Origin of the sequence: Pseudomonas sp. S10E 269 (assembly GCF_002798465.1) — a bacterium.
Lineage (GTDB): Bacteria > Pseudomonadota > Gammaproteobacteria > Pseudomonadales > Pseudomonadaceae > Aquipseudomonas > Aquipseudomonas pergaminensis.
This window is the reverse complement of sequence record NZ_PHIJ01000001.1, coordinates 5,311,916-5,334,472: the sequence shown is the minus strand read 5'-3', so window position 1 is coordinate 5,334,472 and position 22,557 is coordinate 5,311,916. Positions and strand designations below refer to the sequence as shown.

16 protein-coding genes are annotated in these 22,557 nt (G+C 62.6%); 9 read left to right on the top strand and 7 right to left on the bottom strand.

The window, feature by feature from the left end:
• Window positions 1–78: 78 nt before the first annotated feature.
• Window positions 79–1,455, top strand: coding sequence for a cystathionine beta-synthase (locus tag CWC48_RS24775; RefSeq protein WP_100490555.1), 1,377 nt, complete (start codon window positions 79–81; stop codon window positions 1,453–1,455).
• Window positions 1,452–2,618, top strand: coding sequence for a cystathionine gamma-synthase (locus CWC48_RS24770; RefSeq protein WP_100490554.1), 1,167 nt, complete (start codon window positions 1,452–1,454; stop codon window positions 2,616–2,618). The genes CWC48_RS24775 and CWC48_RS24770 overlap by 4 nt, the downstream gene beginning before the upstream one ends.
• Before the next feature lie 95 nt (window positions 2,619–2,713).
• Here the strand turns inward: CWC48_RS24770 and CWC48_RS24765 are convergent, their stop codons facing one another.
• Entirely contained in the window at window positions 2,714–4,912 is a 2,199-nt protein-coding gene (locus CWC48_RS24765; RefSeq protein ID WP_100490553.1) for an OsmC domain/YcaO domain-containing protein, read from the bottom strand.
• 162 nt (window positions 4,913–5,074) lie between these two features.
• Between CWC48_RS24765 and CWC48_RS24760 the strand changes: the two genes are divergently transcribed.
• On the top strand, window positions 5,075–6,640 hold the full coding sequence (locus CWC48_RS24760) for a PAS domain-containing methyl-accepting chemotaxis protein (RefSeq protein ID WP_100490552.1): 1,566 nt from the start codon (window positions 5,075–5,077) through the stop codon (window positions 6,638–6,640).
• Between the two features lie 220 nt (window positions 6,641–6,860).
• Here CWC48_RS24760 and CWC48_RS24755 read toward each other — a convergent pair whose 3' ends face one another.
• The gene (locus CWC48_RS24755; RefSeq protein WP_099492226.1) at window positions 6,861–7,517 is read right to left on the bottom strand and encodes an O-methyltransferase; all 657 of its coding nucleotides are present in this window, start codon (window positions 7,515–7,517) and stop codon (window positions 6,861–6,863) included.
• A gap of 111 nt (window positions 7,518–7,628) precedes the next feature.
• Here CWC48_RS24755 and CWC48_RS24750 point away from each other — a divergent pair, with 111 nt between their 5' ends.
• Both CWC48_RS24750 and CWC48_RS24745 read left to right on the top strand, forming a co-directional pair.
• On the top strand, window positions 7,629–8,261 hold the full coding sequence (locus tag CWC48_RS24750; RefSeq protein ID WP_100490551.1) for a TetR family transcriptional regulator: 633 nt from the start codon (window positions 7,629–7,631) through the stop codon (window positions 8,259–8,261).
• A 28-nt stretch (window positions 8,262–8,289) separates the two neighbouring features.
• Window positions 8,290–9,090: a suppressor of fused domain protein gene (locus CWC48_RS24745; RefSeq protein WP_100490550.1), complete on the top strand. Its 801-nt coding sequence runs from the start codon at window positions 8,290–8,292 to the stop codon at window positions 9,088–9,090.
• A 254-nt stretch (window positions 9,091–9,344) separates the two neighbouring features.
• Here the strand turns inward: CWC48_RS24745 and CWC48_RS24740 are convergent, their stop codons facing one another.
• Window positions 9,345–10,748, bottom strand: a complete 1,404-nt coding sequence (locus CWC48_RS24740; protein WP_100490549.1) for a hypothetical protein — start codon at window positions 10,746–10,748, stop codon at window positions 9,345–9,347.
• 128 nt (window positions 10,749–10,876) lie between these two features.
• On the opposite strand from CWC48_RS24740, the gene CWC48_RS24735 reads away from it, so the two are divergent.
• Window positions 10,877–11,446: a cysteine hydrolase family protein gene (locus CWC48_RS24735; protein WP_100490548.1), complete on the top strand. Its 570-nt coding sequence runs from the start codon at window positions 10,877–10,879 to the stop codon at window positions 11,444–11,446.
• Window positions 11,447–11,495: 49 nt separating this feature from the next.
• On the opposite strand, the gene CWC48_RS24730 is transcribed toward CWC48_RS24735, so the two are convergent.
• Window positions 11,496–12,143: a glutathione S-transferase gene (locus tag CWC48_RS24730; protein WP_100492456.1), complete on the bottom strand. Its 648-nt coding sequence runs from the start codon at window positions 12,141–12,143 to the stop codon at window positions 11,496–11,498.
• Between the two features lie 184 nt (window positions 12,144–12,327).
• Here CWC48_RS24730 and CWC48_RS24725 point away from each other — a divergent pair, with 184 nt between their 5' ends.
• Window positions 12,328–12,891: a TetR/AcrR family transcriptional regulator gene (locus tag CWC48_RS24725; RefSeq protein WP_100490547.1), complete on the top strand. Its 564-nt coding sequence runs from the start codon at window positions 12,328–12,330 to the stop codon at window positions 12,889–12,891.
• Here the strand turns inward: CWC48_RS24725 and CWC48_RS24720 are convergent.
• Complete coding sequence (locus CWC48_RS24720; protein ID WP_100490546.1) at window positions 12,864–14,366, bottom strand: FAD-dependent oxidoreductase; 1,503 nt, start codon at window positions 14,364–14,366, stop codon at window positions 12,864–12,866. The two genes, CWC48_RS24725 and CWC48_RS24720, sit on opposite strands and share 28 nt — an antisense overlap.
• 50 nt (window positions 14,367–14,416) lie before the next feature.
• Here CWC48_RS24720 and CWC48_RS24715 point away from each other — a divergent pair, with 50 nt between their 5' ends.
• Window positions 14,417–14,914, top strand: coding sequence for a MarR family winged helix-turn-helix transcriptional regulator (locus CWC48_RS24715; protein WP_256581759.1), 498 nt, complete (start codon window positions 14,417–14,419; stop codon window positions 14,912–14,914).
• Between the two features lie 110 nt (window positions 14,915–15,024).
• Here CWC48_RS24715 and nirD read toward each other — a convergent pair whose 3' ends face one another.
• Window positions 15,025–15,387, bottom strand: a complete 363-nt coding sequence (gene nirD / locus CWC48_RS24710) for a nitrite reductase small subunit NirD (protein WP_078048666.1) — start codon at window positions 15,385–15,387, stop codon at window positions 15,025–15,027.
• Window positions 15,387–17,927, bottom strand: a complete 2,541-nt coding sequence (gene nirB, locus CWC48_RS24705) for a nitrite reductase large subunit NirB (protein WP_100490544.1) — start codon at window positions 17,925–17,927, stop codon at window positions 15,387–15,389. The genes nirD and nirB overlap by 1 nt, the downstream gene beginning before the upstream one ends.
• A 621-nt stretch (window positions 17,928–18,548) precedes the next feature.
• Between nirB and CWC48_RS24700 the strand changes: the two genes are divergently transcribed.
• Entirely contained in the window at window positions 18,549–22,532 is a 3,984-nt protein-coding gene (locus tag CWC48_RS24700; protein WP_100490543.1) for a bifunctional nitrate reductase/sulfite reductase flavoprotein subunit alpha, read from the top strand.
• Window positions 22,533–22,557: the final 25 nt, after the last annotated feature.

The following is a 22,557-nucleotide window of genomic DNA, read 5'->3' as shown; positions in this document are numbered from 1 at the left end:
GACCGGACCGATCCCGGCCTATCGTCGAACCCACGCTTTGACTTTTGCTGTCCATCCCATCCGTATTCAGGTGACGACATGCCCAGCCTTCCCCGCCCCGCCGTCCTCGAACTGATCGGCAACACGCCGTTGGTTCGGGTCAGCCGTTTCGATACCGGCCCCTGCACGCTGTTCCTCAAGCTTGAATCCCAAAACCCCGGCGGTTCCATTAAGGACCGTATCGGCCTGGCGATGATCGACGCCGCCGAACGCGACGGCCGCCTGCGCCCCGGTGGCACCATTATCGAAGCCACCGCCGGCAATACCGGCCTGGGCCTGGCGCTGGTCGGCCGGGCCAAGGGCTACCGCGTGGTGCTGGTGGTGCCCGACAAGATGTCCACGGAAAAGGTGCTGCACCTCAAGGCCATGGGCGCCGAAGTGCACATCACCCGCTCCGACGTCGGCAAAGGCCACCCCGAGTATTACCAGGACGTGGCGGCGCGCCTGGCCAATGACATCCCCGGTTCGTTCTTCGCCGACCAGTTCAACAACCCCGCCAACCCCCTGGCCCACGAAACCAGCACCGCGCCTGAGATCTGGGCGCAAACCCAGCACGATGTCGATGCGATTGTGGTAGGTGTCGGCTCAGCCGGCACCCTGACCGGGCTGACGCGCTTCTTCAAGCGCGTGCAACCGGCACTGCAAATGGTGCTCGCCGACCCGGTGGGTTCGGTGATGGCCGAATACAGCCGCAGCGGCCAGTTGGAAACACCGGGCTCCTGGGCGGTTGAAGGTATCGGCGAAGACTTCATCCCCTCGATTGCCGACCTCTCCAGCGTGCGCCATGCCTATTCCATCAGCGATGAAGAAAGCTTCGATCACGCCCGGCAATTGCTCAAGGCCGAGGGCATTCTCGGCGGTTCCTCCACCGGCACCCTGCTCGCCGCAGCGCTGCGCTACTGCCGTGAACAGACCGAGCCCAAGCGTGTGGTCACGTTCGTGTGCGACACCGGTACGCGCTACCTGTCGAAGGTCTACAACGACCAATGGATGAACGACGCGGGGCTGTTGCAATACAAGCACTACGGCGACCTGCGCGACCTGATCGCGCGGCGCTTCGAAGACGGCCGCGTGATCAGCGTAAGCCCCGATGACACCTTGCTCACGGCGTTCCAGCGCATGCGCCTGGCCGACGTCTCGCAACTGCCGGTGCTGATGGACGGTCAAGAATTGGTGGGAGTGATCGATGAGTCCGACATCCTGCTGGGCCTGCACCATGACGCCGCAGACTTCAAGATGATTGTCGCCAGCGCCATGACCAACACCTTGCAAACCCTGGCCCCCGGCGCCAGCCTGGCGGAACTGCAGGCGGAGCTGGATCGCGGCCTGGTTGCGATTATTGCCGACGATTCAGGCTTCCACGGCCTGATCACCCGCGTCGACCTGCTTAACCACCTACGGAGATCCCTTGCATGAGTCAGTCCGATAAAGGCGCGTTTGCCACCCGCGTGATCCACGCCGGGCAATCCCCCGACCCAACCACCGGCGCGCTGATGCCGCCGATCTACGCCAACTCCACCTACCTGCAAGACAGCCCCGGCGTGCACAAGGGCTTTGACTATGGTCGCTCCCACAACCCTACGCGGTTTGCCCTGGAACGCTGCGTGGCCGACCTCGAAGGTGGTAGCCAGGCGTTTGCGTTTGCGTCCGGGCTGGCGGCGATCTCGACGGTGCTGGAGCTGCTGGATGCCGGCGCCCACATCGTGTCCGGCAATGACCTGTACGGCGGCACCTTTCGCCTGTTCGACAAAGTGCGCCAACGCAGCGCCGGGCACCGCTTCAGCTTTGTCGACCTGAGTGATCTATCGGCCTTCGAAGCCAGCTTGCAGGACGACACCCGTATGGTCTGGGTCGAAACCCCGAGCAACCCGCTGCTGAGCCTCACCGACCTCAGCGCCATCGCACGTATCTGCCGCGATCGAGGCATCATCTGCGTGGCCGACAACACCTTCGCCAGCCCATGGATCCAGCGTCCGCTGGAACTGGGCTTCGATGTGGTGGTGCACTCCACCACCAAATACCTCAACGGCCACTCCGATGTGATTGGCGGCATTGCCATCGTCGGCGATAACCCCGAACTGGCCGAACGCCTAGGCTTCCTGCAGAACTCGGTCGGCGCCATCGCGGGGCCCTTCGACGCGTTCCTCACCCTGCGCGGCGTGAAAACCCTGGCCCTGCGCATGGAGCGCCATTGCAGCAACGCCCTGGACCTGGCCACCTGGCTGGAGCAGCAACCGCAGGTGGCACGGGTTTACTACCCAGGCCTGGCCTCCCACCCGCAGCATGAACTGGCGCGCAAACAGATGCGTGGGTTTGGCGGGATGATTTCGATTGACCTGAACAGCGACCTGGCCGGCGCGACGCGCTTCCTGGAAAACGTCAAGATCTTCGCCCTGGCCGAAAGCCTCGGCGGCGTGGAAAGCCTGATCGAACACCCGGCGATCATGACCCACGCGAGTATCCCGGCCGCCACGCGCGCGCAGTTGGGCATTGGCGACGGGCTGGTACGGTTGTCGGTGGGGGTTGAGGATGTGGAGGATCTGCGGGCGGATTTGGCGCAAGCATTGGCACTTATCTAAAGCACTTTAGCTTGGCCTGCGTGGTGAACCGGCCTGCTGTGGTGAGCGGGGCAAGCCCACTCACCACAGCAAGCCAGTTCCCACAGAAAGTTGTGTCAGGCTGAGGCGACGTTGGCACGCGCCGCGTGCAGCTTTTTGTAGCTGTCGATCAAGCGCAAGTGCCGGTCCAGCCCTTCCAGCTTCATGCTGGTCGGCGTCAGGCCATAGAAGCGCACATCGCCTTTCACCGAGCCAATCACCGCGTCCATCCGCTCATCACCGAACATGCGGCGGAAGTTGGCTTCGTAATCCGCCAGGTCCAGGTCGTCGTCCAGTTCCATCTCCAGCACCGCATTCATCGCCTGGTAGAACAGGCCGCGCTCGGCGGTGTTGTCGTTGTACTGCAGGAACATCTCCACGCACTCCTTGGCCTCTTCGTATTGCTGCAAGGCCAGGAAGATCAGCAGCTTCAACTCCAGGATGGTCAGTTGGCCCCAGGCGGTGTTGTCGTCGAACTCGATGCCGATCAGGGTGGTGATATCGGTGTAGTCATCCAGCTCGCTTTCAATCAGCCGCTCGACCAGCGCCTGCAACTCTTCCTCGTTGAGGCGGTGCAGGTTGAGAATGTCCTCGCGGAAGAACAGCGCCTTGTTGGTGTTGTCCCAGATCAGGTCATCCACCGGGTAGATTTCCGAGTAGTCCGGCACCAGGATGCGGCACGCCGTAGCGCCCAGGTGTTCGTACACCGCCATGTAGGACTCCTTGCCCATGCCTTCGAGAATCCCGAACAGGGTCGCGGCTTCCTGGGCGTTCGAATCGGCCCCTTCGCCGGTGAAGTCCCACTCAACGAATTCGTAATCCGACTGCGCGCTGAAGAAGCGCCACGACACCACGCCACTGGAGTCGATGAAGTGCTCGACGAAGTTGTTCGGCTCAGTCACTGCCTGGCCTTCGAAGGTGGGCTGCGGCAGGTCGTTCAGGCCTTCGAAACTGCGGCCTTGCAGCAGTTCGGTGAGGCTGCGCTCCAGCGCCACTTCCAGGCTGGGATGTGCGCCGAACGAGGCAAACACGCCGCCGGTGCGCGGGTTCATCAGGGTCACACACATCACCGGGAATTCACCGCCCAGGGATGCGTCCTTGACCAGCACCGGGAAACCCTGGGCTTCCAGACCCTGGATACCGGCCAGGATGCTGGGGTACTTGGCCAGAACCTCGGCGGGTACATCCGGCAAGGCGAACTCGCCTTCGATGATTTCACGCTTCACCGCGCGCTCGAAGATCTCCGACAGGCACTGCACCTGGGCTTCGGCCAAGGTATTGCCGGCGCTCATGCCGTTGCTGAGGTAGAGGTTTTCGATCAGGTTGGACGGGAAGTACACCACCTCACCGTCCGACTGGCGCACGAACGGCAGCGAAACAATGCCGCGCTCTTCATTGCCGGAGTTGGTGTCGAACAGGTGCGAACCGCGCAGTTCGCCGTCGCGGTTATAGACCTTGAGGCAGTACGCGTCGAGGATTTCGCTCGGCAGTTCGTCGTTGGGGCCGGGCTGGAACCAGCGCTCATCCGGGTAATGCACGAACGGCGCATTCGCCAGTTCCTCACCCCAGAACTGGTCGTTGTAAAAGAAGTTGCAGTTGAGCCGTTCGATAAACTCGCCCAACGCCGACGCCAAGGCGCCCTCTTTGGTCGCGCCCTTGCCGTTGGTGAAGCACATCGGCGAATGCGCATCGCGGATATGCAGCGACCACACGTTAGGCACGATATTGCGCCACGACGCGATCTCGATCTTCATGCCCAGGCCCGCGAGAATCCCGGACATGTTGGCGATGGTCTGTTCCAGTGGCAGGTCCTTGCCGGCGATGTAGGTGCCGCCCTCGGAGGTCGAGTTCGGCATCAGCAAGGCCTGGGCATCGGCGTCGAGGTTCTCGACTTCTTCGATGACAAACTCAGGCCCGGCCTGCACCACTTTCTTCACGGTGCAACGGTCAATGGAACGCAAAATGCCCTGGCGATCCTTCTCGGAGATATCCGCTGGCAATTCCACCTGGATCTTGAAGATCTGGTTATAGCGGTTTTCCGGGTCGACGATGTTGTTCTGCGACAGGCGAATATTGTCGGTGGGGATATTGCGCGTCTGGCAATACAACTTCACGAAGTACGCCGCGCACAACGCCGACGATGCCAGGAAGTAATCGAACGGCCCCGGTGCCGAGCCATCGCCTTTGTAGCGGATGGGCTGGTCGGCAATCACCGTGAAGTCATCGAACTTGGCTTCAAGCCGGAGGTTGTCGAGAAAGTTGACCTTGATTTCCATGGGGGCACACCAGAATAACGGCTAAACAAAAATGGCCGCCATTATGAGGTTTTTCGGCAGGAAGTTTCAGGCTTTTGACCAGTGGCTGGCGAATTGGCCAATGTGGATTAACCTTTTTGCGTTTGGCGCCGATGGACTGAGGGCAACCAGGGAGTAGTCGGAATGCGCAATAACCAGCCCGTAACACAGCGTGAGATTTCCCTCGCGCCTTCGCAAAAACTCATCTCCGCCACGGATGTCCGAGGTGTCATCACTTACTGCAATGACGCCTTTGTCGAGATCAGCGGCTTTGAACGCGCCGACCTGATCGGCGCGCCGCAGAACATCGTGCGCCATCCGGATGTGCCACCCGCCGTGTTTGCGCACATGTGGGGTGCACTCAAGCAAGGCCTGCCCTGGATGGGCATCGTCAAGAACCGCTCGAAAAACGGCGACCATTATTGGGTCAACGCCTATGTCACGCCGATCTTCGACGGCAGCAAGGTGGTGGGTTTCGAATCGGTGCGGGTCAAACCCACTGCCGATGAGATCCGCCGTGCCCAGGCCCTTTACCGCCGCATCAGCCAGGGTAAGCCGGGCGTGCCACGCCAGGATGCCTGGCTGCCTGCCGCGATCAGTTGCGTGCCGTATGTGGCCACCGGATTGGCCGGCAGCCTCGCCGGCCTGTTCCTCAGTGCACCGCTGGCGATCGCGGTGGCCGTCGTTGTCGCGGTGCCAGTGGGCGTGCTCTGCTCGCGCGTGCGCCAAGGCAGCACACTGCGCCTGTTGCAGGGGGTGGAACCCTCGACTTCGGACGCCTTAATCGCACAGATGTACAGCGACGCCAGCGGGCCCCAGGCACGCTTGGAAACCGCGTTCCTCAGCCAAAACGCGCGCCTCAAGACCTGCCTGACGCGTTTGCAGGACAGTGCCGAACAATTGAGCGCCCTGGCCGGGCAATCCGACCAGTTGGCCACCGCCAGCTCCAAGGGCCTGGACCGCCAGCGCGTCGAAACCGAACAGGTCTCGGCCGCCGTCAACCAGATGGCCGCCACCACCCAGGAAGTCGCCAGCCACGTCCAGCGCACGGCGGATGCCACCCAGCAAGCCAATGTGCTGACCGGGCGCGGGCGTGATGTAGCGCGAGATACCCGCGAGGCGATCGAACGCTTGTCCGCCGTGGTCAGCGAAACCGGCGCGACCGTAGCGCAATTGGCCCGTGACAGCGACGAAATCGGCAGCGTGGTGGATGTGATCAAGGGCATTGCCGACCAGACCAACCTGCTGGCGCTCAACGCCGCCATCGAAGCCGCGCGTGCGGGTGAGCAAGGCCGTGGTTTTGCCGTGGTCGCCGACGAAGTTCGCCAGTTGGCCCAGCGTACCTCTCAGTCCACCACCCAGATCCACGCGCTGATTACCCAGTTGCAGGCATCTTCAAACAACGCGGTGCAAAGCATGGAGCATGGCCAGCGCCAGGCCCAGGAAGGCGTGGCCTGGGTACTCGAGGCCGACCAGGCGCTGGTGGGTATCAGCGAGGCCGTGTCCCACATCACCGACATGACCACCCAGATCGCCGCCGCCACCGAAGAACAGAGCGCGGTCGCCGAGGAAATCAGCCGCAACATCACCACCATCGCCGAACTGGCCGACCAGACCTCGATACAAGCCCATCAATCCACGGACCTGAGCAAGGAACTGACAAACACCGCGTCCACCCAATATGCGTTGGTCGAGCGCTTCAATCGCTGAGCCTGCACTGAACTGCGGGTGAGCGGGCTAGCTGTGGCAAGCCCGCTCACCACAAACAACCCGGCTGCCTGGTCTGCGCCCACGTGATACGCCGCTTGGCCCAGGCCCTCCTCCGGCACATGCCCATACACCCGCGCCGCATCGGTGTGATACACACCACTTCGGAGCCCACCCAACCGGTGGCTCCCGTGACAAATACGTGCATGAGTTGACTCATCGATTACCCCAGGCGTATTGAAAGTTCGATGTCATCGGCAAATGGAACGGACAAGTAGCCGTTCTCGGGGGCGCGTACGTAGGCCAGGTATTCAGGGCAGTAATCGGTGTTGTCGGCCACCACCAAAGCACCGGGGCGCAGGTGGCTTTCCACCAGGCGGAGTACCTCGCCATAGAGTGCCTTGGCGCCATCCAGCAGCAGCAGATCGACACTGTCCGGCAGGTCGCTGGCCAGGGTCACCAGCGCATCGCCTTCGCGGATGTGGATCAAGTCACTCACGCCGCCCTGGATAAAATGGTCCCGCGCCAGGGCCACCTTCGAGGCCTCGAACTCGCTGCCGATCAGCACACCGCCACCGTTGTCACGCAGCGCGGCGGCCAGGTGCAAGGTGGACAGTCCGAACGAAGTGCCAAATTCCACGATCGCCCGCGCCTTGCTGCTGCGCGCCAGCATGTAGAGCAGCTTGCCGGTGTCCCGCGACACGGGAAGCCACAGATCCTTGAGCATCGAATACAGCGTCACGTATTCGGTCTTGCTGTGCATCAGCCGCTCGCGTTCTTCCTTCGATACCGTGCTCATCACCGGGCTGGTGGCGGCGCTGGCTTGGGCATACAGGCGTTCAATCAGTTGCGCCAAAGGCGCGGTGGTCAGGCTCGACATAATTGATTTCCGTAGAGTGGGGGCTAAGATGCGACTAATTCGTCGCATTAAAAGTATGCGAGTGATTCGTCGCATTCGCTATTCGCATTAGCCCCACCACCGGAGCCCTGCATGACCAGCCGCCAAACCCCGCGTATTTCCACGCGCAAGCAGCCACAACAGGCGCGCTCCACCGAGTTAGTGGCAGCGATCCTCGAAGCGGCTATTCAGGTTTTGGCCAAGGAAGGCGCCACCCGTTTCACCACCGCACGGGTCGCGGAAAAGGCCGGCGTGAGCGTGGGGTCGGTGTACCAGTACTTTCCGAACAAGGCGGCGATCCTGTTCAGGTTGCAGAGTGATGAGTGGCAGCAGACCACCCAGATGCTGCGCGACATACTGGAGAAACACGACGAAGCGCCACTGGAGCGCCTGCGCACGTTGGTGCACGCCTTTATTCGATCCGAATGCGAAGAAGCGCAGATGCGCGGGGCGTTAAGCGACGCGGCGCCGCTCTATCGCGATGCGCCGGAGGCCCTGGAAGTGCGGGCTGCCGGACGGCAGGCGTTCAAGGCGTTCATGCTGGAGTTGCTGCCCGACGTGTCGATCGACACGCGTACATTGGCCAGTGATCTGATCCTGACCACCCTCAGTTCAGTCGGGAAAGAATTTTCCAACAGCCCACGCACCACGGAAGAAATCGCTGTTTATGCCGACGCCATGACTGATATGTTTCGCGCCTATGTAATCGCGCTCAACCCTCCATGAAGCGCCCCCTCCCAGCAAAGGACTGCCCATGAACTTCTTCAAGAAACTCTTCGGCTCAACGAAAAAACCGACTGCGCCCGCCCCGACACCCACCGCGACGCAATCGCCCGAGCCCGACGCCGCCAACCAGGCCGCCCGCCTGGCCAGCGCCGAATGCCTGGACCGACACTGGCAGTCAGTGGGCACCGTCGAGAAAGACGTGCTCGCCTACCTGATCAGCCCCAGCCTCACCGGCGGCCCCTACTGGCCGTCGACCCGCCAGGCCTATCGCGTGGTACGCCGGGGCGACAGCATCGTGCTGGCAACCGACGGCCTATCCGACCCCTTCGACGACGCCGAAGGCCTCGGCAATGGCTTCGAAATGGAACTGTTCCTGGAAACCGCCGACATCCCCGAACACGCCCGAGGCGCACTCGGCGACGTCGACCCGCTGCGCCACAGCTGGGCATTCGAATTGCTCGAACACGTCGCCAAGACCGTCGCCAACGCCGGCGGCATCACCCATCAACTGGAGAACCACGGCGTACTCTCCCTGGAACTGCCCGGCTTCAGCCAATCGCACCTGATGAGCGACCAACTGCCCAGCCTCTTCGTCACCGCCGACGACGCCGCCGGCGTCCTGCTGGGCGGCCCCGCCCCGGACTTCCCGACCCGCCTCGACGACATGCCGCTCTCACCGGTGCAACTGGTGCCGGTGGTGTTGATCACGGCGGCGGAGCTTGAATATGTGCGTGAAGGTGGGCGCGCAGCGCGGGAGGATTTGGTGGCAAGGTTGCAGGCGGCGGGGGTTGGGCATGTGAGTCGGGTGGGTCGGGAGAGTGTGGTTTAGGCGTGTGCCAACTCCCAGCTGGAATCTGACACTGTGCAAACCGCTCTTCGGTGTCGGTTGCAACATCGGGCGGTGCTATCCGGTGAAAAACCTACGCAACCTCCTGGGTCATTGAACCGTCCGTATCGACGTGATCGCCAGGAAGGTCGTCGGCCCATCGGGACCGGACGGCCCGCGGTAACAGTCTTGCGTCTGAATATGACGCCCCTCGATTAAGCCTCTGGATCATGACCGTTAAGCCTCGACGACCGGATTTACGGCTGCTTGCGATACATCCCCGTCAAGTAATCATCACTGTCCGGCGCCGAGTTATGCTCGATCACCGCGAAGTTTTTCACCAACTGTATGTGGTACGGCCCGGTGCGTGGCGTCGCCATAGGCTCGCGAACGATGATCAGGTTTTCGGCCTCCATCGGCACACTATGGTGGGCGACCACGATCTGTTTCCCGCTCTTGACCTCTTTCAATGTCAGGGTCACTTCCGCCACTTCCCTGCCCTGCGTATCTCGCTCTGGCAGGATGTTGAGTTCCAGGTCGCCGTCACGCCCGAGGAAGTCATCGCGCATCTGGTAATGGCCGTTGCGCTGGTCTCGCTCAAGGTCGGTGGGCAGGTCATCGTCGGGTTCACTGTCGGTTGCGTGCAGCAAAATCGCCAGTTCGGGGTGCTCGCCCTTGGCACTGCTGACCCAGGTGCCGGTGTAGTCGTAGGGCGCCTCGGTGTCACGGGTGATGCGCCAGATACCGGTCTGGTGGCCGTCATCCGTGTATTCGTGCAGGTACACGAAGGGTTTGTCGTCGTAGTCGCTCTGGTCGCCCACTAGTTTGATCGGCTGGCCGTTGCCACTTTTGGTGTAGCGCAATTCGCCGATGAGGACCGCTCCCTGCTGTTGGTACCAGATGTCCACCGGGATCTTGCCGTTGAGGGTGCCGGTGAGTCTCTGCACATCTTGGTGGGTCGGGCCTTCGAGGCGCTGGGTTTCCTGCCATTGGCCATCCTTCAATGCGCCGGTAGTGATCAGGGTGTAGCCGCTGGGCATGCTGGAGTTTTCGCCGAACTCGGTGGGCTGGACCTGCTCTTCGGTGGAGGTGCTGAGGCGGACCAACTCGCCATCGCGCATTTTCCAGTGGCTCATGCGTGTCCAGCAGCAGTCCCGGTCGACCTGGGACAGCAGGATGCCGTCGTCGGGGATCAGCGAGAACATGCCACTGGTGGTCTCCTTGGCCAGGTCGGTCAGGGGCTGGTTGAGCACCCACTGCCGGTTCTGTGGGGTTTGCACGTACACATCGAACATCGGCTTGTAGGCCTGTTCGAGATCGGTGCCGTTGCGGATCGCCAGGTCGAGGCGGCCGTCCAGATCGAAGTCGGCGAAGTACAACAGGCTGAAGGGCCCGAGCAGCCAGCCGTTGTCCTGGCCATTGCTGTCCACCGGCACATTCGCGGCGGGGGTCTTGAATTGCTGGAGGGTTTCGAGGGTGTGCTTGTCGCGCACGGTGATGAGCGCGGGCACCAGTTGATTGGGGTGGTCGGGGACCTCCGGGAACAGCACCTCGACCAGGTATTGGTCACTGCGGTCGACCACCGAAAATGAACGCGGTTCGGCCAAGACAGGGGCCGCCAGAGCCAGGGAAAGGCACACACCGCCAAGTATCGAGCGCATCCAACGCATCCTTGCTGAAATTCGAGGGCGGCAGTGTAAATGGAAACGGTGCGGGCTTCGAACAAATCGCTGTCTGGGCACACAGGTTGGCTGATATGTTTCGAGCCTCACGAACACAGGGATTCGCCATGCCAACGTTAGCCAGCAATGCCGCACTGCTGATCATCGACATGCAGCAAGGCATGAACCAGCCGAAGCTGGGGCGACGCAACAACCCGGACGCCGAGGTGCAGATGCAGCGCCTGCTGAATGCGTGGCGGCAGTCCAACCGGCCGGTCGTGCACATCCGGCACATGTCCCGCGCGCCCGACTCGGTGTTCTGGCCCGGCCAGCCAGGGTGCGAGTTCCAGCCGGCGCTGCAGCCGCTGGCCCATGAGCATGTGGTGGAAAAGAACGTCCCGGATGCGTTCACCGCTACAGGGCTGGAGCGCTGGTTGCATGCGCGTGGGATCCGCCAACTGGTGATCGTGGGTGTGATCACCAACAACTCGGTCGAGGCCACCGCACGTTCGGGCGGCAACCTGGGTTTTGAGGTGACGGTGGTTGCCGACGCTTGCTACACCTTCGATCAAACCGATTTGTCCGGGCGCCTGTGGCCGGCCGAGGACGTGCATGCGATGTCGTTGAGCAATCTGGCGATGGACTATGCCGGGGTTACCGAAGCCGATGAAATCCTGGCTCAGCTCACAACCACTTGATGTGCATTTAACAAACCCGCGACCCGCGTGCGCAATGCTCCATGCTCGCTTAATGTGTCTGCGCCACCATCGCCCGCCACGCCCGGACGCTAGGCCGCTTGCTCACCTTGGCATGCCAGGCGTGCATAGCCTCGCATTCTTCCGGCACCGGCAACTCCACCAGCGCGGCGAAGATCATGCCGCCCAACAACGCGATGTCGGCCATGGAGAACTCATCACCTGCGACATAGGACCGGCGCTTGAGGACCTCGTCGAAGTAGCGCATGCCGCGCAGTGCCTTGTCACGCATGCGCAGGCCCCATTCGGCATTCTGGTAGAGCTCGACGTGCGGCCCGAGCCCGGGGGTTGCGTGATGGAAGTACACACTCACGGCATCCATCAGCTCGATTTCGGCGCGCTTGGTCATCATGTGGATCAGGCCCTGCTCGGCAGGTGTTTTGCCGGTCAACGTCGGGTTGCCGTCGAGTACATCCAGGTACTGGGTGATCGCTGTGCATTCAGCGATCAGCGTTCCGTCGTCCAGTTGGAGGACAGGCAAAGTTCCCGAGTAGTTGAGCGCAAGAAATGCCGGTTGCTTATGCTCGCCTTTCCATAGGTTGACCGAGACAAACTCCACCTTGGGCAGCAGGCCTTTTTCGGCCAATGCAATTCGCACCCGGGCCGGATAGGGGCCGCTGTGCCAGTCAAAAATAGTCATCATAGAACGTTGGGATGCTTGGGAATGCGGCTGTTGCGTAATCATGGCTTTCTCGCCTACCTGTCAAGTGGTAGGTAGAGATTGAAAGCTTTATTTCCAGCTGTCAACCACTACCTACCAGTTGGCAGGTAAAAACTTTTACGCGTAGAATCGGCCCATCCCCTACGAAACGAGGAACCCATACGTGAGCGAAAATGCGCGAGAAGCCATCCTGGAAGCTGCCAAAGTCGCTGCTCAGCATTACGGCTACAGCGGCATCAACTTCCGCAGCATCGGCGAAACGGTGGGGATCAAGAACGCCAGTATCTATTACCACTTCCCGAGCAAGGCCGACCTCGGCGCGGCCGTTGCCAAGCGTTACTGGGAAGACACCGCCAGCGCCCTTGCCGCGATACGCGCGCGAAACCCAGAGCCGCTGCAGTGCCTACGGATCTACCCGAGTATCTTTCGAAAATCCCTCGAAGACGGCAATCGTCTCTGCCTGTCCAGCTTCATGGCGGCTGAATACCAGGACCTGCCCGAGGCCGTGAAGACAGAGGTCCTGGCATTTGCCGATATCAACGTGGCCTGGCTCGCGGCTTTGCTTACGGAGATCGACAACGGCAGTGTGCAGGACAACGAGCGGCGCGCCCGTGCCATCTACACCGCCATCGCCGGCGCGCAGTTGATTGCCCGTACGCGCCTCGATATCGGCTTGTATGACGAACTGATCCGGAGTTATCAGGCCGCCGGGCTTATCCCGGCGTGAACCAACAGATAGGCCTCCAGTTCCTCTCGTTGCCCGGACGTTACAATCGCGCCGATATACCCATCAGGCCGCACCAGCACCCACTCGCCAATCGCCAGTTGGTAGGCACGTTGAAACTGACCTTGCTCGTCAATCACATCTCCCTCAGGCCCAACGATATGGACCTGAACGCCCGGCCAAGCGGGCACTGAATCACGCGTGACGTCATACCCCAGCAGTGTCCAGTGCGTGCCCTGGAACAGATGGAACAGCCGCAGCGCCTGCCCAGCGGCACCTCGGACCGGCGCGTCCGGCGCCCGGTCGCCCGCTGCAACGCCTTTACGCACGGGGATCTTCAACGCCAGTGAGGACTCGGGGTAGCCGATGTCCAGTTGATGCACCTCCCTGCCCCGGCGCAGTTCGCCATGCTGCATTTCTCCCAGCAGTCTGGTGGACAAACCGAGCACGGAGGCAGCCACCGGCCGGCGCTCTTCTTCATAGGTATCGAGTAAAGCCTCAGGGGCGCCCTGCACCACCGCCGCCAGCTTCCAGCCGAGGTTATAGGCGTCCTGCACGCTGGTGTTGAGACCCTGGCCACCGGTGGGCGGATGGATATGCGCGGCGTCGCCCACCAGCAACACCCGGCCCAGGCGGTAGTGATCGGCCAGGCGCGCATTCATGGTGTAGGCCGATGCCCAGGCCACGCTGTGCACCTGGATGTCGGTGCGACCGGTGCGTTGGGCGATCAGTGCGGTGAGCCCTTCGGCGCTGAAGTCGACGTCGCCCTCCGCCGGGACCGGTCCTTGAAGCTGGAACAGGTCGGTGCCGGCCAGCGGGCATATCGCAATCTGGCGCTGCATATCCCCTTCGCCAAAGCGGTGCCAGGCCTCACGCGTCAGGCCGGTAAGCACCGTATCCGCCACCAGGGCGCGCACGCCCAGGGTCTTGCCGGGAAAGCCGATCGCCAGGGCATGCCGGACAAAGCTGCGACCGCCATCGGCACCCACCAGCCAGCGGGCACGCATGCGCTCTTCGCCACCCTTGCCGGCCAGCCGTGCGGTGACACCGTCGGCGTCCTGGTCGAAGCCGACCAGCTCACAACCGAACTCAGGCGCGTGACCGAGCTCAAGCAGGCGCTCACGCATCACCTGTTCCGTCAGAAACTGCGGGACCATCAACGGTTGTTGGTAGGGCTCAGCCGGTGTGGGCGCCGTGGATTCGGTGAATTCAGCCTCGCTGTAGCTGCCATCGTCGCGGTAGCGCCGGTCAGTCGGATAGACTCCACCCACGGCCATCAACCGGTCGAGAATCCCCAGGTCCTCAAAGACTTCCTGGGACCTGGGCTGGATGCCCTTGCCACGCGAGCCGTGGAAAGGCTGCTGGTTCTTTTCGATCAGTCGGAAGGTGATGCCCCTTCTCGCCAGGTCGATCGCCAAGGTCAGGCCGGCGGCACCGGCACCGCAAATCAGTACATCGACAGCGAATTGCGCTTTCATACTGGATCACCTATATGTGCAATACGCACATATTAAGAGAGGCGAACACCGTGTCAATTAAAAATGTGCAAAGCGCACATATATCCGCCCAGCTGCGTGACCTGCATGGCTCACTGGTTGAGATCGTAGGGGTGATGAACCGCCCGCAACGCGACGAGGCGATGGTACGCGAGGCCGGGATTTCCCTGGACCGCGCCCTGTTTCCGTTGCTGGTGCTGGTGGAGCGGTTGGGTCCGATTGGCGTGGTCGAGCTGGCCGACCGCGTGGGCCGCGACTACACCACGGTGAGTCGGCAGGTGGCGAAGCTGGAAAGCCTGGGCCTGGTCTTGCGCCAGGCAAGCGCACTCGACCGCCGCGTACGCGAGTCGGTGATTACCGAGAAAGGCAAGGCCATGACTGACCGCGTCGATGATGCGCGGGAGCGGATGGGTGTGTCGATCTTCTCCACCTGGGAGGAAGGCGATTTCGACAATCTGGTGCGGTTGATGCGCAAGTTTGCCGAGGACATCAAGGAAGACTCATTGCGTGCGACTGAGGGCATTTCCTGAGGCCTGATGAGGATTGCTGTGGTGAGCGGGCTCACCACAAGAAGCCCGCTCACCACAGGAAGTTGGTGTGCCACAGCAAATCGGTTCGCCACAAAATCCTGCACACAACATCAATCCAATGCCAGCTCCACCACCCCGCCGTTCAACCGCACCGGCCATACCCGCAAACGCTGGTCCGGCGTCTCCAGGCACTGCCCGTCTTCCAGGCGGTAGTGCTGCTTGTAGATCGGCGCCGCCACCACCAAGTCGCCCTTGATACTGCCGATCAAGCCGCGACCGATCACATTGGCCCCGGATTCCGGGTCGTGGTTGTCGATGGCATACAGGGTCTGGTTCTGCGCCCCCGGCAGGTAGAACAGCGCGACTTGCGCGCCGTCCAACCACACCACCACGCCGGAATTGCTCACTAGGTCGGCCTCGCTGCACACGCTCTTCCAGGTTGCCAGGTTGCGTTGGGTAGTGGGCTGGCTCATCAGGCAATCTCCTCGGTGACGGGAATCAGGTTGAGTTCGGCGGCCATGATCGGCCGGCGCTGGCCGCGTTCCTGGACGAAGTGGATGTCCGGGTCGGGGCGTTTGTCGTTGACGAAGGTGCGGAAGCGCTTGAGTTTTTCCGGGTCTTTGAGGGCGTTGGCCCACTCGCACTCGTAGCGATCGACCACCAGTTGCATCTGCGCTTCCAGCTCGGCACCCAGGCCCAGGCTGTCGTGCAGGACCACGTCCTTGAGGAAGTCCAGGCCGCCTTCCAGGCTCTCGCGCCATACCGACGTGCGCTGCAACTTGTCGGCGGTGCGGATGTAGAACATCAGGAAGCGGTCGATATAGCGGATCAGCGTGGCATCGTCCAAGTCGGTGGCGAACAGCTCCGCATGACGCGGGCGCATGCCACCGTTACCGGCGATGTAGAGGTTCCAGCCCTTCTCCGTGGCGATCACACCCACGTCCTTGCTCTGGGCTTCAGCGCACTCGCGGGTGCAGCCAGACACCGCGAACTTGAGCTTGTGCGGCGAGCGCAGGCCCTTGTAGCGGTCCTCGATCAGCAGCGCCATTTTTACGCTGTCTTGCACGCCGTAACGGCACCAGGTGCTGCCCACGCAGGACTTCACCGTGCGCGTGGACTTGCCATACGCATGCCCCGTCTCGAACCCCGCCGCGATCAATTCGGCCCAGATATCCGGCAGCTCGTGCAGTTGCGCGCCAAACAGGTCGATGCGCTGGCCACCAGTGATCTTGGTGTAGAGGTCGTATTTCTTCGCCACTTCGCCGATCACGATGAGTTTGTCCGCGGTGATCTCGCCCCCCGGAATACGCGGCACTACCGAGTAGGTGCCGTTCTTCTGCATGTTGGCCATGAACGTATCGTTGGTGTCCTGCAGCGGCACCAGGGACGCGTCCATGATCGGCTGGTTCCAGCACGACGCCAGGATCGAGCCTACCGCCGGCTTGCACACGTCGCAGCCGGTGTGGCCACGGCCGTGTTTGGCCAGCAGTTCGTCAAAAGTGATGATGCCTTCCACGCGCACCAGGGCGTATAGCTCCTGGCGGGTGTAGGCGAAGTGTTCGCACAGGCTCTTGTCGACGCTGACGCCACGGGCGATCAGTTCATGCTCGAACACTTGCTTGAGCAAGCCTGCGCAGCCACCGCAACCGGTGCACGCTTTTGTTTGGGATTTAAGTAAGCCGAGTTCGCTGCAGCCGCTGTCGATGGCCGAGCAGATCGCGCCCTTGGTCACGTTGTGGCAGGAGCACAGGGTGGCCGATTCCGGCAACGCGCCGGGGCCCAGGGTCGGCGCGCCGCTGGAGGATGGCAGGATCAGGCTGGCCGGCTCGGACGGCAACGCGATGCCGTTCTGCATGTATTGCAGCAAGGTGTCGTAGTAGCTGTTGTCGCCCACCAGCACGGCGCCGATCACCTGCTTGCCCGCAGCGTCCACTACCAGGCGGCGGTAGCTGGCGCTGGCTTCGTCGATAAACTGGTAGCTGCGCGCGCCGGGCGTATGGGCATGAGCGTCGCCGATGGAGCCCACGTCCACGCCGAGCAGCTTGAGTTTGGTGGACATGTCCGCGCCTACAAACGGCTCGGCGGTCTGCCCGCAGAGCAGCGCGGCGACGCCTCGGGCCATCTGGTAGCCCGGTGCGACCAAGCCGAACAGGCTGCCGTTCCAGGAGGCGCACTCGCCAATCGCGTAGATGTTCGGGTCGCAACTCAGGCACGCGTCGTTGATCACCACCCCGCCGCGCGGGCCGATGTCCAGGCCGGCCTGACGGGCCAGCGCGTCCTGGGCGCGGATACCGGCAGAGAACACGATCAAGTCGGTTTCGAGGTATTCGTCATTGGCGAAGTTCATGCGGTAGCGGTAGTGCTCGCCCGCACTGATCGACTGGGTGGCGCGCGATAAATGCACCCCCACGCCCAGCCGCTCGATCTGCGCCTTGAGCGCCAGGCCGCCAAAGTCGTCCAGTTGCACCGGCATCAAGCGTGGCGCGAACTCCACCACGTGAGCCTCAAGGCCCAGGCTCTTCAACGCGTTGGCGGCTTCCAGGCCCAGCAGGCCACCGCCCACCACCACGCCGCGTCGCGCATTCGCGGCCGCCTTGCGAATCGCATCCAGGTCTTCAAGGGTGCGATACACCAGCCGCGAATCGCCTTCGGCGCCTTCGATCGGCGGCACGAACGGATAGGAACCGGTGGCCAGCACCAGCGTGTCATAGGCCACGCAACCGTTGGCGGTGATCACCTCGCAGCGCGCGCGGTCGATCTCCAGCACCGGCACGCCGAGGTGCAGGGTCACGCCCGGCACCTGGTACAGCGAAACCTCGGACAAGGCCAGCGACTCGGCATCACGGCCGGTGAAATACTCGGACAGATGCACCCGGTCATAGGCGCGCATCGGCTCCTCGCTGAACACATGCAAGCGGTAGTGATCCAGCGCGCCGCGCTCGATCAGTTGCGCCACACAGTGGTGGCCAACCATGCCATTGCCGACGACGATCAAGGTTTTGAGATGGTTCATAGTAAGCACCCGTCAAAGCTAATCACGGTTTAAAAAAGCAAAAAAAAACGCCTGAAACCTTACGGTTCCAGGCGTCTTTGCCTGTTCTTATGCGGGTTCGGATCAGGCGACTGCGCCGGACTCACCGCTATGCCCCAGGGTGTCGATCGTCGTTGACCGAGGTGGGTTAAGGGGGAGCTTGCAGGGTCTGTGCCAAACGAAGGCGAAGCCTGTGTTCATGGCTCAACAGGCTGATCGGCAATTCTGAGCCCCCCTCCAGCGCCTCCAACTGGTGCACCTCGCGTTATAAAAGTGCACGATTTGCCAGGGGTAAACAGTGTTCTGTGATGAGCGGGCTTGCTGTGGTGAGCGGGCTTGCCCCGCGCGCGGGCACCACGGTATCAATTTAAGGGGCTGCTGCGCAGCCCAGCGCGGGGCAAGCCCGCTCACCACAAAAATCCCGTTCATCACAATAGGCCAGTTCACCGACAAACCGCGTCGTGAACAAACTGGCGCGTGACTTGCTAGTAACACGTCAACCAAGCAGTCAACGCTGACTGCCCTCTCACGACAAAGGCGCCGTGTAATCCCCGTTTTCAACGGAGGGTTACAAGGCGCCTTTTTTGTTTACATGGGTTCCAGATGACCAACCAAAGCATCCGCAGTGTGTGTCCTTATTGTGGCGTGGGCTGTGGCATCGTCATGCAGGTCGAGCACAATAAAGTGGTCAAGGTGATCGGCGACAAGGCCCATCCCACCAACTTCGGGCGCCTGTGCACCAAAGGCACCACCTGCGGGCAAGCCATCGCCGACTCCGGGCGTATGGAGAACGCCTATGTGCGCCAGGCCCGCGAGCATGACCCCGTGCGCCTCGCCATGGACACGGCCATCAGCGAAACCGCGCGGCGCTTGCGCCACGTGCTCGACACGCACGGGCCGGACGCGCTGGCCTTCTACGTGTCGGGCCAGATGTCGCTGGAATCCCAGTACCTGATCAACAAATTGGCCAAGGGCTTCGTGCGCACCGCCAACATCGAGTCCAATTCCCGCCTGTGCATGGCCAGCGCGGGCAGCGGCTACAAGCTGTCCCTCGGCGCGGACGGCCCGCCAGGCTCCTATGAAGACTTCGACCGTGCCGACCTGTTCTTCGTGATCGGCGCGAATATGGCCGACTGTCACCCGATCCTATTCCTGCGCATGATGGACCGGGTCAAGGCCGGAGCGAAGCTGATCGTGGTCGATCCTCGGCGCAGTGCCACAGCGGAAAAGGCCAACCTGTTCCTGCCGATCAAACCCGGCACCGACCTGGCCCTGCTCAATGGCCTGCTGCACCTGTTGGTGAAAAACGGGCATACCGACCCCGAGTTTATCGCCGCGTTCACCGACGGCTGGGAAGTGATGCCCGCGTTCCTGGAGGACTATTCGCCACAGCGTGTCGCGGATATCACCGGCCTTGCCGAAGCCGATATCCGCCAAGCCGCCGACTGGATCGGCCAGGCCGCCGAATGGATGAGCTGCTGGACCATGGGCCTCAACCAGAGCACCCACGGCACCTGGAACACCAACGCCCTGTGCAACCTGCACCTGGCCACCGGTGCCATCTGCCGGCCCGGCAGCGGGCCGTTCTCCCTCACCGGTCAACCCAACGCCATGGGCGGTCGCGAAATGGGCTACATGGGGCCGGGCCTGCCGGGGCAGCGCTCGGTACTGGTGGAGGCCGACCGCGCTTTTATCGAGGACCTGTGGCAGATCCCCCACGACAGCCTGCCGCGCCAGGCCGGCAGCGGCACCGTGGCAATGTTCGAGCAAATGGCTGTCGGGCAGATCAAGGCCTGCTGGATCATCTGCACCAACCCGGTGGCCAGCGTGCCCAACCGCCAAACCGTGATCAAAGGGCTGCAGACCGCCGAACTGGTGATCACCCAGGACGCCTTCCTCGACACCGAGACCAACCGCTACGCCGATATCCTCTTGCCGGGCGCGCTGTGGGCCGAAGCCGAAGGGGTGATGATCAACTCCGAACGCAACCTGACCCTGATGCAAAAAGCCGTCGACGCCCCCGGCGAAACCCTGCCCGACTGGCAGATCATCGCCAGGGTCGCCTGTGAGATGGGCTTTGCCGAGGCCTTCACCTACGCATCCGCCGCCGACGTGTTCGAAGAAATCAAACGTGCCTGGAACCCCAAGACCGGTTACGACATTCGCGGAGCGAGTTACCCACGCTTGCGTAAACAGCCGTTGCAATGGCCGTGCGCGTCCGTTGATGCCGCCCACCGCAACCCGATCCGCTATCGCACCCAGGGCAGTCTCACCTTCGCCACCGAAAATGGTAAGGCGCGGTTCTTCGCCCGCCCGCATATGCTGCCCGCCGAGATGCCCGATGACACCTTCCCCTTTGTGCTCAACACCGGCCGCGTGCAGCACCAATGGCACACCCTGACCAAGACCGGCAAGGTCGCCACCCTGAACAAACTCAACCCAGGCCCCTTCGTGGAACTGCACCCCGAAGATGCCACGCGCCTGGGCATCAAGGACAAGGACCGGGTCGAAGTGCGCTCCCGGCGCGGCCATGCGGTGCTGCCGGCCGTGGTCACCGACCGTGTACAGCCAGGCAACTGTTTTGCACCCTTCCATTGGAACGATGTGTTCGGCGAACACCTGGCGATCAACGCGGTGACCAACGACGCCGTGGACCCGATTTCCCTGCAGCCTGAGTTCAAGTGCTGCGCGGTCGCCCTGGCCCGCGTCGCGCTGATCGATCACCAGTTTCTCGACCTCCCTTCCCCCGTAGCAGAGGACTGCACCATGTCGCGCCTCGACGCCTTCGCCGACCTCGCCGGCATCCGTCACCTATCCCCGCCGCCACTGAGCGATAGCGAGCGCACCTACCTCGCCGGCTTCCTCAGCGGCCTGCAATCCAACGCCGCACATCAGGCCGTCGGCGTACCGACAATGCCCGCGAACGCGCCGCTGGCCGACGCCTCCCGGCTATGGCTGAACGGCTTGCTCGGCGGGTTGTTCAGCCACACGCAAGCCCTTGCCGCGCCCTCCCCGGCCGTCACCCTGCTGTGGGCGTCGCAAACCGGCAACGCCGAAGCCCTGGCTGAACGATTCGCCCAGCGCCTGCGCGATGCGGGTATCACAGTGGAGCTGAGCGCGATGTCGGACTTCCCCGCGAGCAAACTTGCGTCCACTCACACCCTGGCATTGATCAGCAGCACCTTTGGCGACGGCGACCCACCGGACAATGGCGAAGGTTTCTGGCACAGCCTCAGCACCGTCGAGACGCGCCTGGAGTCGCTGCGCTTTGCGGTGCTGGCCCTGGGCGATCCCAACTACGACCAGTTCTGCAACCACGGCAAGCAACTCGACCAGCGCCTGCTGGAACTGGGCGCCACCCGCCTGCTTGAACGCGTCGACTGCGACACCGAATTCGAAGCCCCTGCTGATGCCTGGCTGGTGCGCTTCCAACAGAGCCTCAACCCGGCAAAACCCGTGGCGCTGGCCGCACCCGCCACGCCTGCCGGCAAGACCAAGCTGTACGGGTCGCGGCTGCTGCTCAACCGGCACCTGAACCCGCACAGCGCCCACAAGGAGACCCGCCAGTTCGCCCTGGACCTGGCCGACTCCGGGCTCAGCTACGAAGCCGGCGATGCCCTGGGCGTGCGGCCCCGCAACTGCCCCGAACTGGTCAGCGAATTGCTCGACCTCACCCGCCTGGGCGCCAATACCAGCGTGAACATCGATACCTTCGGCGATGTTCCCCTGCAACAGGCACTCACCCAGCATTTCGAAATCGCCCGGCCCAGCAGCGACACCCTGGCCTTCATCGCCGAGCGCAGCGCCAACCCAGGCCTCAAGCAGTTGCTCAACCCCGAGCACAAAGCCGAACTGAATAACTGGCTGTGGGGCCGGCAACTGGCGGACGTGCTGCACGAATACCCCATCGAGTGTTCAGCGGACGAATTGCTGGGCACGCTCAAGCGCCTGCAGCCGCGTCTGTATTCGATCGCGTCGAGTGCCAAGGCCTACCCACACGAAGTCCACCTGACCGTGGCCGCCGTGCGCTATGGCAAACGCAAAGGCGTGTCCTCGACCTTCCTGGCCGACCGTGTCGGTGACGGTGAAGTGCCGTTGTTCATACAGCCGTCCAAGCACTTTCGCCCCCCCAGTGACGGCGAGGTGCCGATGATCATGATCGGCCCCGGCACGGGGGTCGCACCGTTTCGCGCGTTTCTGCAGGAACGCCGGGCGCTCGGGCATCTGGGCCGCAACTGGCTGTTCTTCGGCGAACAGCACGCCGCCACTGACTTTTACTACCAGGATGAACTGCAAGGCCTACAGCGCGACGGCCTGCTCACCCACCTGAGCCTGGCGTTTTCCCGCGACCAGGCGCAGAAGGTCTACGTGCAAGATCGCATTCGCGAGCAAGGCGCCGAACTGTGGCGTTGGTTGCAGGACGGCGCCAAGCTGTACATCTGCGGCGATGCCAGCCATATGGCCAAGGACGTCGACCAGGCCCTGCGCCAAGTGGCGCAAACCCACGGCGGGCTTGGCGTTGAGGGTGCCGTCGATTACTGGCGACAGTTGAGCGAGCAGAAGCGTTACCTGCGTGATGTGTATTGATTGGATACAGAACAATATGCAGTTT

What these genes read in the sequence shown, in the direction of transcription:
- CWC48_RS24730 (WP_100492456.1), bottom strand. Translation starts at nt 12,143, where the DNA reads ATGACTATTTTTGACTGGCACAGCGGCCCCTATCCGGCCCGGGTGCGA.
- CWC48_RS24760 (WP_100490552.1), top strand. Translation starts at nt 5,075, where the DNA reads ATGCGCAATAACCAGCCCGTAACACAGCGTGAGATTTCCCTCGCGCCT.
- CWC48_RS24750 (WP_100490551.1), top strand. Translation starts at nt 7,629, where the DNA reads ATGACCAGCCGCCAAACCCCGCGTATTTCCACGCGCAAGCAGCCACAA.
- CWC48_RS24735 (WP_100490548.1), top strand. Translation starts at nt 10,877, where the DNA reads ATGCCAACGTTAGCCAGCAATGCCGCACTGCTGATCATCGACATGCAG.
- CWC48_RS24720 (WP_100490546.1), bottom strand. Translation starts at nt 14,366, where the DNA reads ATGAAAGCGCAATTCGCTGTCGATGTACTGATTTGCGGTGCCGGTGCC.
- CWC48_RS24755 (WP_099492226.1), bottom strand. Translation starts at nt 7,517, where the DNA reads ATGTCGAGCCTGACCACCGCGCCTTTGGCGCAACTGATTGAACGCCTG.
- CWC48_RS24770 (WP_100490554.1), top strand. Translation starts at nt 1,452, where the DNA reads ATGAGTCAGTCCGATAAAGGCGCGTTTGCCACCCGCGTGATCCACGCC.
- CWC48_RS24700 (WP_100490543.1), top strand. Translation starts at nt 18,549, where the DNA reads ATGACCAACCAAAGCATCCGCAGTGTGTGTCCTTATTGTGGCGTGGGC.
- nirD (WP_078048666.1), bottom strand. Translation starts at nt 15,387, where the DNA reads ATGAGCCAGCCCACTACCCAACGCAACCTGGCAACCTGGAAGAGCGTG.
- CWC48_RS24745 (WP_100490550.1), top strand. Translation starts at nt 8,290, where the DNA reads ATGAACTTCTTCAAGAAACTCTTCGGCTCAACGAAAAAACCGACTGCG.
- CWC48_RS24775 (WP_100490555.1), top strand. Translation starts at nt 79, where the DNA reads ATGCCCAGCCTTCCCCGCCCCGCCGTCCTCGAACTGATCGGCAACACG.
- nirB (WP_100490544.1), bottom strand. Translation starts at nt 17,927, where the DNA reads ATGAACCATCTCAAAACCTTGATCGTCGTCGGCAATGGCATGGTTGGC.
- CWC48_RS24765 (WP_100490553.1), bottom strand. Translation starts at nt 4,912, where the DNA reads ATGGAAATCAAGGTCAACTTTCTCGACAACCTCCGGCTTGAAGCCAAG.
- CWC48_RS24740 (WP_100490549.1), bottom strand. Translation starts at nt 10,748, where the DNA reads ATGCGCTCGATACTTGGCGGTGTGTGCCTTTCCCTGGCTCTGGCGGCC.